16 protein-coding genes are annotated in these 15765 nt (G+C 65.9%); 15 read left to right on the top strand and 1 reads right to left on the bottom strand.

All coding sequences use genetic code 11. The annotated features are described in order from the left end of the window. Window positions 1-43: 43 nt before the first annotated feature. From M0208_RS14795 to M0208_RS14840, 10 genes are all read left to right on the top strand, one after another. Window positions 44-217: a YnbE family lipoprotein gene (locus M0208_RS14795; protein ID WP_408988156.1), complete on the top strand. Its 174-nt coding sequence runs from the start codon at window positions 44-46 to the stop codon at window positions 215-217. Between the two features lies 1 nt (window position 218). Continuing rightward, complete coding sequence (locus tag M0208_RS14800; RefSeq protein WP_258892438.1) at window positions 219-596, top strand: YdbL family protein; 378 nt, start codon at window positions 219-221, stop codon at window positions 594-596. A gap of 270 nt (window positions 597-866) precedes the next feature. Further along, window positions 867-1181, top strand: a complete 315-nt coding sequence (locus M0208_RS14805; protein WP_258892439.1) for an AtpZ/AtpI family protein — start codon at window positions 867-869, stop codon at window positions 1179-1181. A 30-nt stretch (window positions 1182-1211) separates the two neighbouring features. After that, on the top strand, window positions 1212-1994 hold the full coding sequence (locus tag M0208_RS14810) for a F0F1 ATP synthase subunit A (RefSeq protein ID WP_258892440.1): 783 nt from the start codon (window positions 1212-1214) through the stop codon (window positions 1992-1994). Between the two features lie 47 nt (window positions 1995-2041). After that, window positions 2042-2269, top strand: coding sequence for a F0F1 ATP synthase subunit C (locus M0208_RS14815; RefSeq protein ID WP_258892441.1), 228 nt, complete (start codon window positions 2042-2044; stop codon window positions 2267-2269). A gap of 49 nt (window positions 2270-2318) precedes the next feature. Next, window positions 2319-2825, top strand: a complete 507-nt coding sequence (locus M0208_RS14820) for an ATPase (RefSeq protein WP_258892442.1) — start codon at window positions 2319-2321, stop codon at window positions 2823-2825. A gap of 7 nt (window positions 2826-2832) precedes the next feature. After that, the gene (locus M0208_RS14825) at window positions 2833-3444 is read left to right on the top strand and encodes a F0F1 ATP synthase subunit B (RefSeq protein ID WP_408988157.1); all 612 of its coding nucleotides are present in this window, start codon (window positions 2833-2835) and stop codon (window positions 3442-3444) included. A gap of 186 nt (window positions 3445-3630) precedes the next feature. Beyond that, a complete protein-coding gene (locus M0208_RS14830; RefSeq protein ID WP_258892444.1) occupies window positions 3631-3951 on the top strand; it encodes a multidrug efflux SMR transporter in 321 nt (106 codons plus the stop codon). Between the two features lie 58 nt (window positions 3952-4009). Further along, window positions 4010-5818 (top strand): DUF885 family protein, encoded by a 1809-nt coding sequence (locus M0208_RS14835; RefSeq protein ID WP_258892445.1) that lies wholly within the window; start codon window positions 4010-4012, stop codon window positions 5816-5818. Next, window positions 5815-6468, top strand: a complete 654-nt coding sequence (locus M0208_RS14840) for a hypothetical protein (RefSeq protein WP_258892446.1) — start codon at window positions 5815-5817, stop codon at window positions 6466-6468. The genes M0208_RS14835 and M0208_RS14840 overlap by 4 nt, the downstream gene beginning before the upstream one ends. Here M0208_RS14840 and M0208_RS14845 read toward each other — a convergent pair. Further along, a complete protein-coding gene (locus M0208_RS14845) occupies window positions 6465-7199 on the bottom strand; it encodes a class I SAM-dependent methyltransferase (RefSeq protein ID WP_258892447.1) in 735 nt (244 codons plus the stop codon). The genes M0208_RS14840 and M0208_RS14845 overlap by 4 nt on opposite strands. An 83-nt stretch (window positions 7200-7282) precedes the next feature. On the opposite strand from M0208_RS14845, the gene uvrC reads away from it, so the two are divergent. The 5 genes from uvrC (at window position 7283) to recO (ending at window position 15723) form a co-directional block, all read left to right on the top strand. Continuing rightward, entirely contained in the window at window positions 7283-9199 is a 1917-nt protein-coding gene (gene uvrC, locus M0208_RS14850) for an excinuclease ABC subunit UvrC (RefSeq protein WP_258892448.1), read from the top strand. A 682-nt stretch (window positions 9200-9881) separates the two neighbouring features. Next, window positions 9882-12971: a tetratricopeptide repeat protein gene (locus M0208_RS14855; protein WP_258892449.1), complete on the top strand. Its 3090-nt coding sequence runs from the start codon at window positions 9882-9884 to the stop codon at window positions 12969-12971. A 47-nt stretch (window positions 12972-13018) separates the two neighbouring features. After that, on the top strand, window positions 13019-13969 hold the full coding sequence (locus M0208_RS14860) for a polysaccharide deacetylase (RefSeq protein WP_258892450.1): 951 nt from the start codon (window positions 13019-13021) through the stop codon (window positions 13967-13969). Further along, window positions 13966-14841, top strand: coding sequence for a GNAT family N-acetyltransferase (locus M0208_RS14865; RefSeq protein ID WP_258892451.1), 876 nt, complete (start codon window positions 13966-13968; stop codon window positions 14839-14841). The genes M0208_RS14860 and M0208_RS14865 overlap by 4 nt, the downstream gene beginning before the upstream one ends. A 150-nt stretch (window positions 14842-14991) precedes the next feature. Further along, window positions 14992-15723 (top strand): DNA repair protein RecO, encoded by a 732-nt coding sequence (gene recO, locus M0208_RS14870; RefSeq protein WP_258892452.1) that lies wholly within the window; start codon window positions 14992-14994, stop codon window positions 15721-15723. Window positions 15724-15765: the final 42 nt, after the last annotated feature.

A 15765-nucleotide genomic window follows, 5' to 3' on the forward strand; every position in this document is an offset into this window, starting at 1 on the left:
AACAGGATTGACGAGCTTGGAGCGTACCGCGACCTTCGGCGTGATGAAATGGATGATCGGACTGGCCCTGACCGGCACCGCCGCGGCGTGCGTGAACGTCGCTGCGCCCGACAAGCCGATCGTGATCAACCTGAACATCAACGTGACGCAGGAAGTGGTGTATCGTCTCGATGGTGAGGCGAAGTCGCTGATCAAGCAGAATCCGGGGATATTCTGAGATGAAGACCGTGATGTGGATGGTTGCCGGCGCAGTGGCGCTGACGGGCGTGTCGAGCGCAGCCTTCGCGCAGCGCGACCCGGCCTATGCCGCGGCGCGTGCGGCGGGGCAGGTGGGCGAACAGCCCGATGGCTATCTGGGCGTGGTTGGCGGCGGCAACGCGGAGTTGCGCGCGATCGTCAGCAACATCAATATCCAGCGCAAGTCGGCCTATACGCAAAAGGCGCAGGCGAGCGGCGCGACGGTCGAGCAACTGGCGTTCACCAGCGGCTGCAATCTCATCGCGCAGACGAGCGCGGGGGAGAAGTACAAGACGCCCGGTGGGACTTGGGCGACGCGCGGGGCGGGGCCGCCGGAGCGTGATTCGCGGTGTGTGTGACCTGAGCGAATCCTCCTCCGCAAGGGGGAGGTGGCGCGCGTAGCGCGTCGGAGGGGCGGCACCACTGCAGATGTCATTGCACACCTCCCCCTCCGTCAGCCTGCGGCTGCCACCTCCCCCTGGCGGGGGAGGATAGTCTGCGGACGCTTCACCCCCGACCTCCGCAACGGTTGACACCCCCCGACCCCCCGGCTAACCGGACCGCGCCTTGGCGGGCTCGCCACCTGGCATTCCATTTGCCTGCCCGAAGACTTTTGGGGAAGCGTGCGGATGGCGGAGATCGAGCCCGGACCAGACACCCTCGGCGAAGATGCGCGGTTGCGGTCGCTCGATGAGCGGCTGAAGGCGGCGCAAAACGACGAGGTGAACCGCACGGGGGCGGGCAAGACGGGAAGCGACGCGGGTTACCGCCTCGGCAATCGCGTTCTGGCCGAGCTTCTGGGCGGCATGGTCGGCGGCGCGCTGATCGGCTGGACCTTCGACTGGTTCGCCGGCACGTCGCCCTGGGGTCTGCTCGTGATGTTGTTCCTGGGGATCATCGTCGCGTTCAGGAACATCATACGGATTTCGCAGCCTCCGAAGTGATTTCGGAGGCTTTCGTTCAAGGGAAGCAACGTGGCGGCAGGCGGCGGCAAGATCGACCCGATGCACCAGTTCGAGGTGCAGACCATCTGGGACGGCTTCGCGATCGGCGGGCACCAGATCGCGTTCACCAACTCGGCGGCCTGGATGGTTGCGGCGGTGGTGGCGCTGATCGCGTTCATGTCGATGGGGCTGAACGGGAAGCTGGTGCCGACGCGCGGGCAGATGATGGTCGAGAGCGCGGCGCGCTTCATCGACAACATGCTGGCGGCGAATGTCGGGCCGGAGGGCAAGCGTTACGTTCCCTACGTTTTCTCGCTGTTCATGTTCATCCTGTTCGCCAACATCCTGGGGCTGTTGCCGCTGGGCGTGCTGGGCGTCCATCCGTTCACCTTCACCAGCCATTTCACGATCACCGGCGTGCTGGCGATCATGAGCTTTTCGATCGTGCTGATCGTCGGCTTCTGGCGCCACGGCCTGCATTTCTTCAGCCTGTTCGTGCCGCACGGCACGCCGATCTGGCTGATGTGGCTGATCCCGGTGATCGAGCTGGTTTCCTTCATGGTGCGACCCTTCTCGCTGGGTCTGCGACTGTTCGTCGCGATGACCGCGGGGCACGTGCTGCTGAAGGTGCTGGCGGGGTTCGTCATCAACGCAGGCAACGCCGGATTGCTGACCGGCGTGCTGGTCGGCGGACCGTCGTTCATCCTGATGATCGGCATTTCCGCGCTGGAGCTGCTGGTAGCTGGCATCCAGGCCTATGTCTTCGCGCTGTTGACCTCGTTGTACATCAACGACGCGGTCAATCTGCACTAAGCCTTTCCTTACCAACAACAATCTCAAGAGAAACTGGAGTTATAATCATGGACGCAGAAGCAGCTAAGCTCCTCGGTGCCGGTCTCGCCGCGATCGGCGCGGGCATGGCCGCGATCGGTGTGGGCACCGTGTTCGGTTCGTTCCTGGAAGGCGCGCTGCGCAATCCGGGTGCGGCCGATGGCCAGCAGGGCCGCCTGTTCATCGGCTTCGCGGCCGCCGAGCTGCTCGGCCTGCTCGCGTTCGTCGTCGCGATGATCCTGATCTTCGTCGCGTAACTGATCCCTTTCGGGGCGGCCGTCCGCGTCCGCCCCGCAGGATAATTCCATGCCTCAGATCTCCCAGCTTGCCGCCACCTATGCGTCGCAGATTTTCTGGCTGCTGCTGACGTTCGGCATCGTCTTCTTCGTCGTCGGCCGCGGGATGCTGCCGAAGGTGCAGGCGACGATCGACGGGCGCGACAAGTCGATCGCCAGCGACCTGGCGGCGGCGAGCGCGGCGCGTGATGCGGCGGATAAGGCCGAGGAAGCGTGGCGTCAGCGCGATCAGGCCAATCGCGAGGCGGCGCAGGCCTTGGTCGCGGAGGCGCGTGCGCGGGCGACCAAGGCGAGCGAGGCGACGCTGGCGGCGGCCAATGCCGATCAGTCGGCGAAGGTCGCGGCGAGCGAGGCGGACATTCGCGCCGCGGCGACGCGCGCGATGGCCGAGATCGAAACCTTCGCCGTGGAGGCCGCGCAGGACATCGTCGCGCGCGTGTCGGGCGCTCAGGTGTCGGTCGACGAGGCAAAAAGCGCCGTTCAGGCGGCGTTGAAGACGGGTGCGGCGCATGGTTGATTTCGTCATCATGACCGCGGGGTCGGCCGAAGTCGCTGCGAACCTGTCTCACGCAGCGGAGGCTGAAGGCGTCCCGGAGACGGGCGGTCATGCGCTGACCACTGAGGCGGCGGAGCATCACGTCGATCCGTCGGTGCTCGGGCTGAATGGCACCGTATGGGTCTCGATCGCGATGATCGTGTTCCTGGGGATCGTGCTGGCCAAGGGTGGCCTGAAGGCGATCACCGGCGGGCTCGACAAGCAGATCGCGGCGATCCGCACGCAGCTTGACGAGGCGAAGAAGCTGCGCGCCGAGGCCGAGGCGTTGCGCGACGAATATGCGAAGAAGATCGCCGACGCCGAGAAAAGCGCGGCCGACATGGCGCATCATGCCGAGGCGGAGGCTGAGGCGATCGTCGCGCAGGCGAAGGTCGACGCCGCCGATCTGGTCGGCCGTCGCGCCAAGATGGCTGAGGACAAGATCGCCGCTGCCGAACGCAGCGCGATCGCCGAGGTCCGCGCGAAGACCGCCGATGCGGCGGCGAAGGCCGCCGCTGCGATCATCGCCGAGCGTCATGGCGCGGACGCGGACAAGGCGCTGGTCGATCGCACGATCGCCGGGCTGGGGCGGCTGAACTAGGCACATATTGTCGTCCCCGCGAAAGCGGGGATCCATTTCCTAGGCTTGCCGCAGTCACCACGGTCGTGACTTGTGGATGCCGTATGCCATGGTCCCCGCTTTCGCGGGGAAGACAGGCTTTTGACCACCGCCTCTTTACGGGTTTCCGGCGGTGCGCTTTTCCATCGAGCCCGTGGGAGAAACCCCATGTACTGGCTCGTCCTCGCCATCGCCGTCGTCACCGAAATCTGCTGGGCGCTCAGCCTGAAATGGGCCGCGACCGCGGCGACGTGGCAGGCGTCTTCGGTTCCGATCATCCTCAGCTTCGTCAACATGGGGCTGCTTGCCTGGGCGATGCGCGGCCTTCCCGCGGGCACGGCCTATGCGGTGTGGACGGGACTGGGCGCGGTGGGCGTCATCATCGGCGGTGTGTTCCTGTTCGGGGACCGAGTGAGCGCGGCGCAGGCGGGATTCATGGCGTTGACCGTCGTCGGCGTTGTGGGGACGAAACTGTTCGCGACAGCCTGAGCGGGTTGGCAGGGCAGCGCGCCTGTCCTACCCCTCCCGCAAAATCGGGAGATAGAAGATGGATCGTCGCACTTTCCTGGCCAGCGGCAGCGCCGCGGCCGTCGCCGCCACGTTGCCGGGCACCGCATTCGGGCAAGGAACGTCGGATGCGACGCTGCGGACGCTGCTCGATCGCATCTTCTACGACCGGCTGAACGACAATCCCGAAAGCGCGACGCAATTGGGTCTGGATACCGGCGAGCGCGCCGGGCTGCGGTCGCGGCTTTCGGACGAATCTTTGGCATCTCGCGCGCGCGATCTGACGCGCGCGAAGGCGGAGCGCGCATCGCTCCAGGCGATCCCGCGCGCGTCGCTGTCGCCCGCGGCGCGGCTCGACTACGATATCGTCGATTATCAGCTTGGGCGCGCGATCGGCGGGGGCGAGACATTCACCTACGGCGCTAGTAGTGGGCGGTTCGCGCCCTATGTCCTGACGCAATTGACCGGGCCGTATCGCGACGTGCCCGATTTCCTCGATTCGCAGCACCGCATCGCTACTGCTGCGGATGCGGACGCGTATCTGTCGCGGCTGTCGGCGTTTCCAAATGCGATCGACGACAGCGTCGCGGCGCAGCGCGCGGATGCGGCGCGCGGGGTGTTCGCGCCCGACTACATCCTCGATACCTCGCTGAAGCAGCTTGCTGCGATCCGCGATCAGCCTGCGGCGTCGACCGTTCCGGTCGTGTCGCTGGCGCGGAAGCTGAAGGAAGCGGGGCTGCCAGACGATCGCGTGGCGAAGGCGACCGCGATCGTGGAGCGCGAGGTGTTCCCGGCGCTGGACCGCCAGCGCGCTCTGGTCACTGAATTGCGCGCGAAGGCGTCGCATGACGCGGGGTGCTGGAGACTGCCTGATGGCGACGCTTATTACGCCGCTGCGGTCGAGGCGGCGACGACGGTCGCGATGACAGGGGACGCGGTTCACAAGCTGGGGCTGGCGCAGGTCGCGGAAATCAGCGCGCGGATCGACGGAATCCTGAAGAAGCAGGGGATGACGCAGGGGACGGTCGGCGAACGGCTGGTGGCGCTGAACAAGCGGCCTGACCAGTTGTATCCCAACACCGATCCCGGCCGCGACCAGTTGCTCGCGCAGCTCAACACGCAGATCAAGGCGATGCAGGCGCGGTTGCCCGAACAATTCGCGGTGCTGCCCAAGGCTCCGGTCGAGGTGCGCCGCGTGCCGCCGTCGATCCAGGCGGGCGCGCCGGGCGGCTATTATCAGGCCGCGACGCTGGATGGATCGCGGCCCGGCATCTATTTCATCAATCTGCGCGACACGTTCGACCGGCCGAAGTTCGGGCTGGCTACGCTGACACATCACGAGGCGGTGCCGGGCCATCACCTGCAGGTGATGGCGGCGCTGGAAAGCGACACGATTCCGCTGATCCGGCGGCGCGGGTTCTTCAGCGGGTATAGCGAGGGCTGGGCACTCTATACCGAACAGCTGGCTGACGAGATGGGAATGTATGACGGCGATCCGCTGGGGCAGGTCGGTTACCTTCAGTCCTTGCTGTTCCGTGCGACGCGGCTGGTGGTGGATTCGGGCATGCATTCGAAACGCTGGAGCCGCGAAAAGGCGACGGATTTTCTGATCGCGACCACCGGCATCGCGCGCGGCCGCAGCCAGGGCGAGATCGATCGCTATACCGTGTGGCCGGGGCAGGCGTGTTCGTACAAGATCGGGCACACGAAGTGGGTGGAATTGCGCGATGCGGCGAAGGCGAAGGCAGGCGCGAAATGGGACGCGCGCGAATTCCACCGCGTGCTGGCGCTGGGCGCGATGCCGCTGACCGTACTGGAGCGCGTGGTGCGAAACGGCGGGGTGGCGTGAAGGTTCAGGGGGAATACGCCCGCGACGGCTTTGCGCTGATCGAGGGGCTGGTGCCGCGCGAGGTGTGTACGGCGCTGCTCAATCAGTTGAAGGGCGATGTCGAAGCGGCTGGCGGGACGGTCGAACAATTGCAGAAAAGCTCCGCGTTGCTGAAGCGCGAGGCGGCCGAGCTTTACGGGCATCACTATCCGCCGATGCTTGCGTTCCTGTGGGGGCTTACCCCGGCGATCATGACGATCACCGGGCTCGATCTGCTGCCGACCTACGATTATCTGCGGCTGTACCGGGAGGGCGACGTATGTCGCGTGCACAGCGACCGTCCCTCCTGCGAGCACAGCCTGTCGTTGACGCTGGACTATAGCGACGGAGAGCCATGGCCGCTCGAGGTGGGCGAGCAGGCGATCTCTGCGCCGCTGGCGGAGGTCGACGATGACTTCGGCGGCGCGCCGTATCGATCACTGGCGATGCAGCCGGGCGATGCGGTGCTGTACAACGGCGTCCACCGGCGGCACGGACGCGTCACCCCCAATCCGAACGGATGGTCGGCGCACCTTTTTCTCCACTGGATCGAACGCGACGGCGCATTCGCCGATCACGCATTCGACGGCAAGGATGCGCTGAAGCGGCCGGTGAACTTCCGCTTCGACTAGACCTTCGGCTTCACGAACTTGTAGATGAACTGGTCGGTCTTGCCGCGGATGGCGGGGTCGAACACCAAAGCGGTGTGCGGATCGGCCTTGTTTTCGTACAGCGGGCTGGTTCCGGCGAGCTTGAAGCCCGCGCCTTCGATTTCCGCCTTCGTCCCCGCGGGATCACCGCGGTGGAGCGTTTCGGCGGTGCCGGGCGCGCCGACGTGATCGACCACCAGCAACGTCCCGCCGGGTTTGAGCGAATCGAACAGCTTCTTCGCGACGACCGCGCCGAAGCCGGGCGGCGATTGCTTCAGGTGCAGGTCGTGCCAGTTCTGCACCGTGATGATCGCGTCGAGCGGTTCGGCGAAGGTGAAGGCGGCGAGCGACGGGCGCAGCGGCACGACGTTGGCATAGCCCTTCACCGCGGCGTCCTGATCGGTCGCATATTCGGCGCGATATTTGATGAATTCTTCGGGTTGATAGGCGTACACCTTGCCCTTCGGCCCGACCACGCCCGACAGGATGCGCGTCCAGTAACCGCCTCCCATGATGAAGTCCGCGACCTTGTCGCCGGACTTCACGCCGGCGAAGATCAGCAGTTCGGCCGGTTTGCGCGCCGCGTCGCGCGCCTTCTGGTCGGCGGGGCGGGCTGGGTCGGCGAGCGCGGTGGTGATCGCCTTCGACGGCGGATTCGCTGCGACGGCCGGAGCCGTAAGCAGCAATAACGAGAGCGCGAATACAGGTTTCATCCCATCCTCCTTTTATCGTTGCGCAACACTATCCATCTTTTGTGACGGTTGGCGCAAGCGTCGCGGACTCCTAGATGCAGGGCATGGCGAGCTACGGCCCCCCCGACCGGTTCAACGAGGAAAAGGCGACCTATGCGGTGCGCGGGTCCGACGCGCCCGACATCGCGGCGGGCGTTGCGGCGATCCGCAACGTCATGAAGACCTTGCCCGTGCGCCCCGGCGTGTACCGGATGCACGATGCGCGGGGCGATGTGCTGTATGTGGGGAAGGCGCGCGCGCTGAAGCACCGCGTTGTGAACTACACGCAGGTCGACCGGCTGACGAAGCGGCTGCAGCGGATGGTCGCGCAGACGCGGTCGATGACGATCGTGACGACCAACAACGAGGCCGAGGCGCTGCTGCTGGAGGCGCAGCTGATCAAGCGCTATCGTCCGGCGTACAACGTGCTGCTGCGCGACGACAAGAGCTTCCCGTTCATCCTGTTGCGCGCCGATCACCAGTTTCCGCGCATCCAGAAGCACCGCGGCGCACGGCGCGCGAAGGGGGATTATTACGGACCGTTTGCCAGCGCGGGGTCGGTCAACAACACGCTGAACGCATTGCAGAAGCTGTTTTTGCTGCGGAGCTGCACCGACGGTTTCTTCAAGACGCGCGACCGGCCGTGCCTGCTGTACCAGATCAAGCGGTGCTCCGCGCCTTGCGTGGGACGCGTGTCGGTCGAGGAATATGCCGATCTGGTATCGGATTCGAAGAAGTTCCTGGGGGGCAAAGCGACCGACGTGCAGGCGAAGCTAGGCGCGGAGATGGAGGCGGCGGCCGCCAACATGGATTTCGAGCTGGCCGCGGTGCTGCGCGACCGGCTGAAGGCGCTGACCTTCATCCAGGGCAGCCAGTTCATCAATGCCGAAGGGGTGGGCGACGCCGACATCTTCGCGATGGCCAGCCATGAGGGGGTGATCGGCATCCAGGCGTTCTTCATCCGCGGCGGGCAGAATTGGGGGCACCGCAGCTTCTTCCCCGCGCATACCGCCGACGTGCCCGAGGACGAGGTGCTGACCAGTTTCCTGACGCAATTCTATGAGGAGGTGCCCCCTGCGCGCACCGTGTTCGTCGATCGCGAACTGCCCGAGGCGGCGCTGCTGGCCGAGGTGATGACCGCGCAGGCGGGACGCAAGGTGGAACTGAGCGTGCCCCAACGCGGGACGCGGAAACGGCTGATGGAGCAGGCGCAGCGCAATGCGACCGAAGCGCTGGAGCGGCGGCTGGCGGAGAGCACGACGCAGGCGCGGCTCACCCGCGAGGTCGCCGAATTCTTCGAGCTGCCCGAACCGCCCGACCGGATCGAGGTGTACGACAACAGCCATATCCAGGGCGCGAACGCGCTGGGCGCGATGGTCGTCGCGGGGCCGGAGGGTTTTCGGAAGGGCCAGTACCGCAAGTTCAACATCAAGCAGGCCGCGACGGACGACGATTTCGCGATGATGCGCGAAGTGTTCGGCAGGCGGTTCGCACGGGCGCTGGAAGAAGACCCCGATCGCGATTCGGGCGAATGGCCCGATCTGGTGCTGATCGACGGCGGGCGCGGGCAGTTGAATGCGGCGAAGGGCGTGCTGGAGGCGCTGGGAATCGAGGACGTGTGCCTGGTGGGCGTCGCTAAGGGCCCGGATCACGGGCGAGAGGGGCGCGAGGTGTTCCACCTGATCGATGGGCGGGAACTGACGCTGCCGGTCAATTCGCCATTGCTGTTCTACCTCCAGCGACTGCGCGACGAGGTGCACCGGTTCGCGATCGGCGCACACCGCGCGAAGCGGTCGAAGGCGATCGGCGCGAGCCCGCTGGACGAAGTGCCCGGCATCGGCCCGGCGCGGAAGAAGGCGCTGCTGATGCACTTCGGCACGGGGCGGGCGGTGCGTAACGCGAGTCTGGGCGACCTGCAGAAAGCGCCGGGCGTGTCGGCGGCGGTCGCGCAGCAGGTGTATGATTTCTATCACGCGCGGTAAGGCGCAGCGCAGCGCGACCACGTCCGCGCGGTAGGCGCAAGCCCGACCGACGACGTGGGCTTTGCTCACGGCGGTCCGCTGCGGCGCACCCAAAGTTCACACAAGTTCACACACTATGGGCGGCGCGCAAGGCCGCGACGGGACCGCGAATGTTGAGAATGTTGAGACGCTGGCGCGTTTCTCGCCGACGACCGGATGCGCCGGATCGCTGGCGGGGATGAAGGGATCGACAGGCTGAAAGAGCGGCGGCTGTATGGCTTACGTCACCATAAGGCAGAACGGGGTCTGTAGGAAAACGTTAAGTTCGGCGCGACGTCGGGACGGCTCAGCCTGTTGCGATCGGCGCGGAACATGGCGGTGATGCTGGACTCGGCCCCAGTCGCGCGATGAGCGGTTTCAGTCCGAGCGATCTGCTAAACGCGCCCGGCGTATGAGCCTCTGCCGACCGGCGGCTCGCGATTCTCACTTAATGAAGAGAGACTTGCCGCCGCCCCCCGGCGCGCTAAGCTGAGCGCGGGGTTTCAGGGGGTTACAGGTCATGCGGCGATTGCCGTTTCTTATTGCGCTGCTGTGCGGTGCGTCGGCGGCACATGCCGGCGACAAGGTCATTATCGCTCCGGCGCCTGCTTGGGTTACGGCCGTTTCTGTCCCGGCAGAGTCCATAAAGTCGGACGACGCGGCAGTGCGAATCCTGTTGTCGGATCAGCAGATCGAGTTCGAAGCAGGGCAGCAGACGATCTACACCGCGATTGCGCTTAGGATTCAGACGCCACAGGGGCTCGACGCTGGGAACATCTCTTTTCCGTGGGAGCCGGAACAGCAGGAGTTGACGGTCCACAAGCTGCTGATCCAGCGCGGCGATAAAATGATCGACGTTCTTGCCTCGGGCCAGACCTTCACCGTCGTGCGCCGCGAGACAAATCTGGAAAGCGCGATGCTGGATGGCGTGCTGACCGCGAACATTCAGCCTGAAGGATTGCAGGTCGGCGACGTGGTGGAGTTTGCCGCTTCGATCAAATCTCGCGATCCGGTGATGAAAGGCCATGTCGAAGCGATCACCGCCACATGGAACGGGACTCCGATCAGCCGCGCGCATTTTAAGGCGCGATGGCCGTCGAATATTCCTGTCCGTATCCGGCAGATCGCCACGATGCCTGCACTGAAGCCAATCAAGGCGAATGGCGGGACAACCGCCGAAATTACGTACGATCACCTAGAACCGATTCTCCCGCCGAAGGGAGCGCCGCTGCGCTATCGCATGGGGCGGATGATCGAGATGACCGATTTCGCCTCATGGGCGGATATCGGCGCGTTGATGACGCCACTCTATCAGAAAGCAGCTGTGTTGCCTGCGGAGGGCCCGTTGCGAAGCGAGGCCGAACGCATTCGGGCGTTGTCGCCGGACCAAAAGGTGCAGGCAGAGGCCGCGCTGTCGCTCGTGCAGAACCGTATCCGTTATGTCGCGCTGATGATGGGTGTCGGCGGTTATGTTCCGGCCGAGGCAGCAGCGACATGGGGGCGGCGATACGGTGATTGCAAGGGTAAGTCGGTTTTGTTGCTGACGATCCTGCATGCGCTGAACATCGAAGCGCAACCGGTGCTGGTCAGTACGGCGCTGGGCGATGGGCTGGACGAACGATTGCCGCTGATCGGTGCGTTCGATCACGTTATTGTTCGGGCGAAGATCGGCGGCAAGACCTATTGGATGGATGGGACGCGTACGGGCGACACCAGTCTCGACCGGCTGACGACGCCGGCGTTCGGCTGGGGGCTGCCGCTGGTCGAGCGCGGCGCGGCGCTGGTGCGGATGATTCCTGTGCCGCTGGAAAGCCCCAACTACAGCACGTCGATCCGGATCGATGCGACTAAGGGCTTGACCGTGCCCGCGCCGGCCAAGGTCGAAACGGTGATACGTGGCGATGCTGCACTCGCAACCAATGCCGGGCTTGCCAATCTGGCGGGCGCCGCGCGCGACAGGGCGTTGCGCGATTATTGGAAAGGGCAACACGATTTCATCGATGTGACCGCGGCCAGCGCGACCTTCGATGCAAAGACGGGAGAGCAGCGGCTCACGATGGAAGGCCGCGCGCGAATGGACTGGAGTTCCGGATTTTACGAAACCGACGGGACCGCACTTGGATATAAGGCGGATTTCGCGCGTGATTCCGGTCCTGATCGCGATGCGCCGTTTGCGGTCGCCTATCCGTTCTTCAATCGCACGGTCGAGACGATCCTGCTGCCGCCAGGATTTCCCGACATCAAACCGGGCGGGAAGAACGACGTCGACCGAACCGTCGCGGGCGTCGAGTATCGCCGCCACGTGACGCTGGCAAAGGGCGTCTTCACCGTCGACAAGACCGAGCGGAGCATCGTTCCCGAATTCGCTGCGAAGGACGCGCCCGCGGCGCAAATCGCCCTGCGCGATATGGCCGAGCAGACGCTCTATATTCGTCGGCCATCGAACTATCAGCCGACCGAAGCGGAATTGGCCTTGAGTTTGGCCGAAACGCCCAAGACCGCCGATGCGTATGTAGAGCGAGGCAACACATTACTGGACCGCGGACGTTACGACGAAGCCGTCAAGGATTTCGATGCTGCGCTGGCGATCGATCCCAAACACGCGCTGGCATTGGCGGATCGCGGAATCACCAACGTTCAAAAGTCCGAGTTCGCTGCCGCTACCAAAGATCTTGATGCAGCGTTGGCGATCGACCCGCGCAGCGCAGTGGTCTATCGGGGTCGAGGGCTGATGGCAGCCATGCAAGACAAACCGAAGGATGCGATCACAGCTTACACCAAATCGCTGCAGTTCGAGCCGAACAACGCTTTCGCACTCGGTAGGCGCGCCTTCGCCTATCACGCGAGCGGCGACGAAGATGCGGCGCTGACCGATGCGGCAGCAGCGATTGAGGTAAATCCGAACTGGCCCGAACTGTATTTGTTACGCGCCAACATTTTCCGCGGCAAAGGGCAATCGGAAAGGGTTGCGCACGAAGCGTCCGCGGTCGTCGCCGCCAACCCGGACAACGTCTATGCGTACGTTGCGTCGGCGAACCTCTATAGCGCGCTGGGCCGCAAGGAAGATGCCATGCGCGCTTATGATCGGGCGCTGATGATCAAGCCAGAGGCATTCATTTATCTCAACCGGCGGACGGCTCGGCCCAAGTCCGACAAGACGGGTCGTCTGGCGGATGTCGATGCCGCGCTGAAACTGGAGCCGAAGAATATCTACGCGCTGGCAGCCAAGGCTCAGACCCTGCGCGATGTCGGTGACGTGAAGGGCGCTATCGCCAGTTATAATGCGGCGATGGCGATCGCGCCGAAGAATAACGATCTGTTGGTCGGCCGCGGCATCCTGCGCGTCCGGTCGGGTGACGTCGCCGGGGGTGAGCGTGATCTATCCGCCGCGCGTTTCGCCGCAACGCAAGCCGAGCAACTGAACAACCTGTGCTGGGCGAAGGCGACGGCTGGCGTGCTGCTCGAATCCGCGCGCGCCGACTGTGAGGCGGCGATCGCCAAAGCGCCGGGGAGCGCTGCTTACGATGACAGCATGGGCTTCGTGCTTTTGCGTCTCGGCCGGATCGACGAATCGATCGCCGCCTATGATCGCTCGCTCAAGAGCCAACCAATGCTCGGTCCATCACTTTACGGGCGCGGAGTGGCGTTGTCGCGCAAGGGCGACAAGGCTAAGTCCGCGGCCGATCTTGCTGCGGCACTGAAGGTATATCCGGAGGCTGCGGAGGATTTTGCGGAGTACGGCGTGACACCCTGATCCTTCCCTCCACCGAATCTTCACGCCCTGCGCGCTACGCCCGCGCCATGGGCCACGCCTTCATCACGATCGATACCGAATTCGCGTGGCGGCATCATGCGGCGGGGCTGGATGCGGCGGCGATCCATGCTCTGTCGGTGGAGCCGGCGGGGGTTGGGCTGGGCTGGCAGCTTGGGGTGCTGGCGGCGCATGGGTTGAAGGCGACGTTCTTCGTCGATCCGATGCCGGCCTTGGTGTACGGGATCGAGCCGTTTGCGCGGATCGTGGCGGCGGTGCTGGGGGCGGGACAGGAGGTGCAGTTGCACCTGCACCCGAACTGGATGCGCGCGCGGGCGGATGACCGGGCGGCGCATGCGGCGTTCGAGCTGATCGATTTTTCGGCGCATGGGCAGCGCGAATTGCTGACGAAGGCGCGCGAATTGCTGATGGCGGCGGGCGCGCCTGCGCCGGTGGCGTTCCGGTCGGGGAGTTATTCGGCGAATGACGATACGCTGGCGGCGCTGGCGGCGATCGGGATCGCGTATGACAGCAGCCACAACGGCGCGCATCATCCGTGGCCGAGCGCGATTTCGCTGGAGCCGGAGCGCATCGCGCCGGCAGTGCGGCGCGGGGTGATCGAGGTGCCGGTGACGGTGATCGAGGATCGCAGCGGCGCGTATCGCAATTTCCAGATCTGCGCGCTGTCGGGGGGCGAGATGCGCGCGGCGCTGGATCATGCGATCGCGCAAGATCACGCGGCGACGACGATCGTCGGGCACAGCTTCGAGCTGGCGACGCGCGCGGGGACTGCGCCGAACCGGGTGCATGTGCGGCGGTTTCAGGCGTTGTGCGGGCTGCTGGCGGCGCGGCGGGACGTGCTGCCGACGGCGCATTTCCGCGACCGGCCTGCGCTGGCGCTGGGGCGGGACGACCGGCCGCTGGGGCCGAGCGCGTGGCGGCTCAGGCGGCGGCAGGTGGAGCAGCTGTGGTCGAACCTGGTGGCGGAGCGCGCGGCGTGAGCGCGCTGAAGCTGCAGGTGGGGGCGCGGACGTTGGTCAGCTTTCCGCGAGCATTGGTGCGGGTGGGATTGTCGCTGGATCAGGCGTTGGCGGGGTCGGTGCCGGTGCTGGCTGGGCTGGGGGAGCGTGACGACGGGTATCTGGTGACGTCGTTGTCGGAGGATGTTGCGTTGCCGTGGGACGGGCTGACGTTCGAGCGGCAGCGGTACGTGCGATATTATGTCGATCTGGCGGCGGGGGAGGCGGCATGGCGCGGCGGGCTGTCGGGGCAGGCGCGGTCGACGTTGAAGCGCAAGGCGAAGAAGCTGGCGGAGGCGGGCGGTCATGTGCGCCGGTTCCGTACCGCGGCGGAGATGGCGGCGTTCCATCCGGTCGCGCGGGCGGTGGCGGCGACGACCTATCAGGAGCGGCTGATGGCGGCCGGGCTGCCGGGGGACGCCGCGTTTGTCGCGCGGATGATGGCGTTGGCGCAGGGCGATGCGGTGCGCGCGTGGCTGCTGTACGTGGGGGACGCGCCCGCGGCGTATCTGTGGTGTTCGGCGCAAGGGTCTGCGCTGCGCTACGATTATGTCGGGCATGATCCGGCGTATGCGGCGCTGTCGCCGGGCAGCGTGCTGATGGGGGAGGCGCTGGGCGATTTGTTCGCCGATCGGTTTGCGCGGTTCGACTTTACCGAGGGCGAGGGGCAGCACAAGCGCGGGCTGGCGAGCGGCGGGGTGGCGTGCCGCGACCTGCTTTTGCTGCGGCGCACGATCGCCAATCGCGCGGCGGTGGCGGCGGTCGGCGGGTTCGATGTGGCGATGCGGGTGGCGAAGCGGGCGGCGGCGCATCCGGCGCTCAGCGACATGGCGAGGAGGATACGCCGCGCCTAAAGCCTTCCCAATCCTCTCCTGCAAGGGAAGGTGGCGCGCGTAAGCGCGTCGGAGGGGTGAAAGCCTCTCGATAGCGCTACACCCCTCCGTCAGGCCTTCGGCCTGCCACCTCCCCTTGCAGGGGAGGATTATAAGCGCGACCGTGCGGCGATGCACCTGTCCGCGCCCGGAATCGTCGTCGCCGTCCTGCCGCATGGTGAGCACGGCGCAGTGGTGCGGGCGTTGACGCCGGAGGATGGCGTGCGGGCGGGTTATGTGCGCGGCGGGCGCTCGCGGCGGTTGCGGCCGGTGCTGATGCCGGGGAACGCCATCCTGGGCGAATGGCGCGCGCGGACCGACGAGCAACTGGCGGCGCTGACGGTGGAGCTGGTGCACAGCCGCGCGCCGCTGCACGCCGAGCCTTTGCCCGCGGCGGCGATCGCGTGGGCGGCGGCGCTGACCGCTGCGACGCTGCCCGAGGCGCAGCCGTATCCGCGGCTATATGTGGGGCTGGGCGGGGTGCTCGATGCGATCGAGGCGGCGCCCGCGGCGAAGGGCTGGGCGGGGAGCCTGGCGCGGTATGAATTGCTGCTGCTGGCGGAGCTGGGGTTCGGACTCGATTTGGAGCGGTGCGCGGCGACGGGACAGAGCGACGACCTGGCGTTCGTCAGTCCGAAGAGCGGCGGCGCGGTCAGCCGCGGGGCGGCGTTCGGGTATGAGGCGCGGCTGTTTGCGCTGCCCGCGTTCCTGCGGGAGGGCGGCGCGGCGACATGGGATGATGTGCTGTCCGCGCTGGCCATCACCGGGCATTTTCTGGCGCGCGACGTGCTGGTCGACCGGCGCGCGGATACGCTGGCGGCGCGCGAGCGGCTGATCGACCGGCTGAAGCGCGCGGTTGCGTAACGGGCGGGCGTTCGCCATTGCCCGCTGCCGTAACCGCGCGGG

Source organism: Sphingomonas sp. SUN019, from assembly GCF_024758705.1.
GTDB lineage: Bacteria > Pseudomonadota > Alphaproteobacteria > Sphingomonadales > Sphingomonadaceae > Sphingomonas.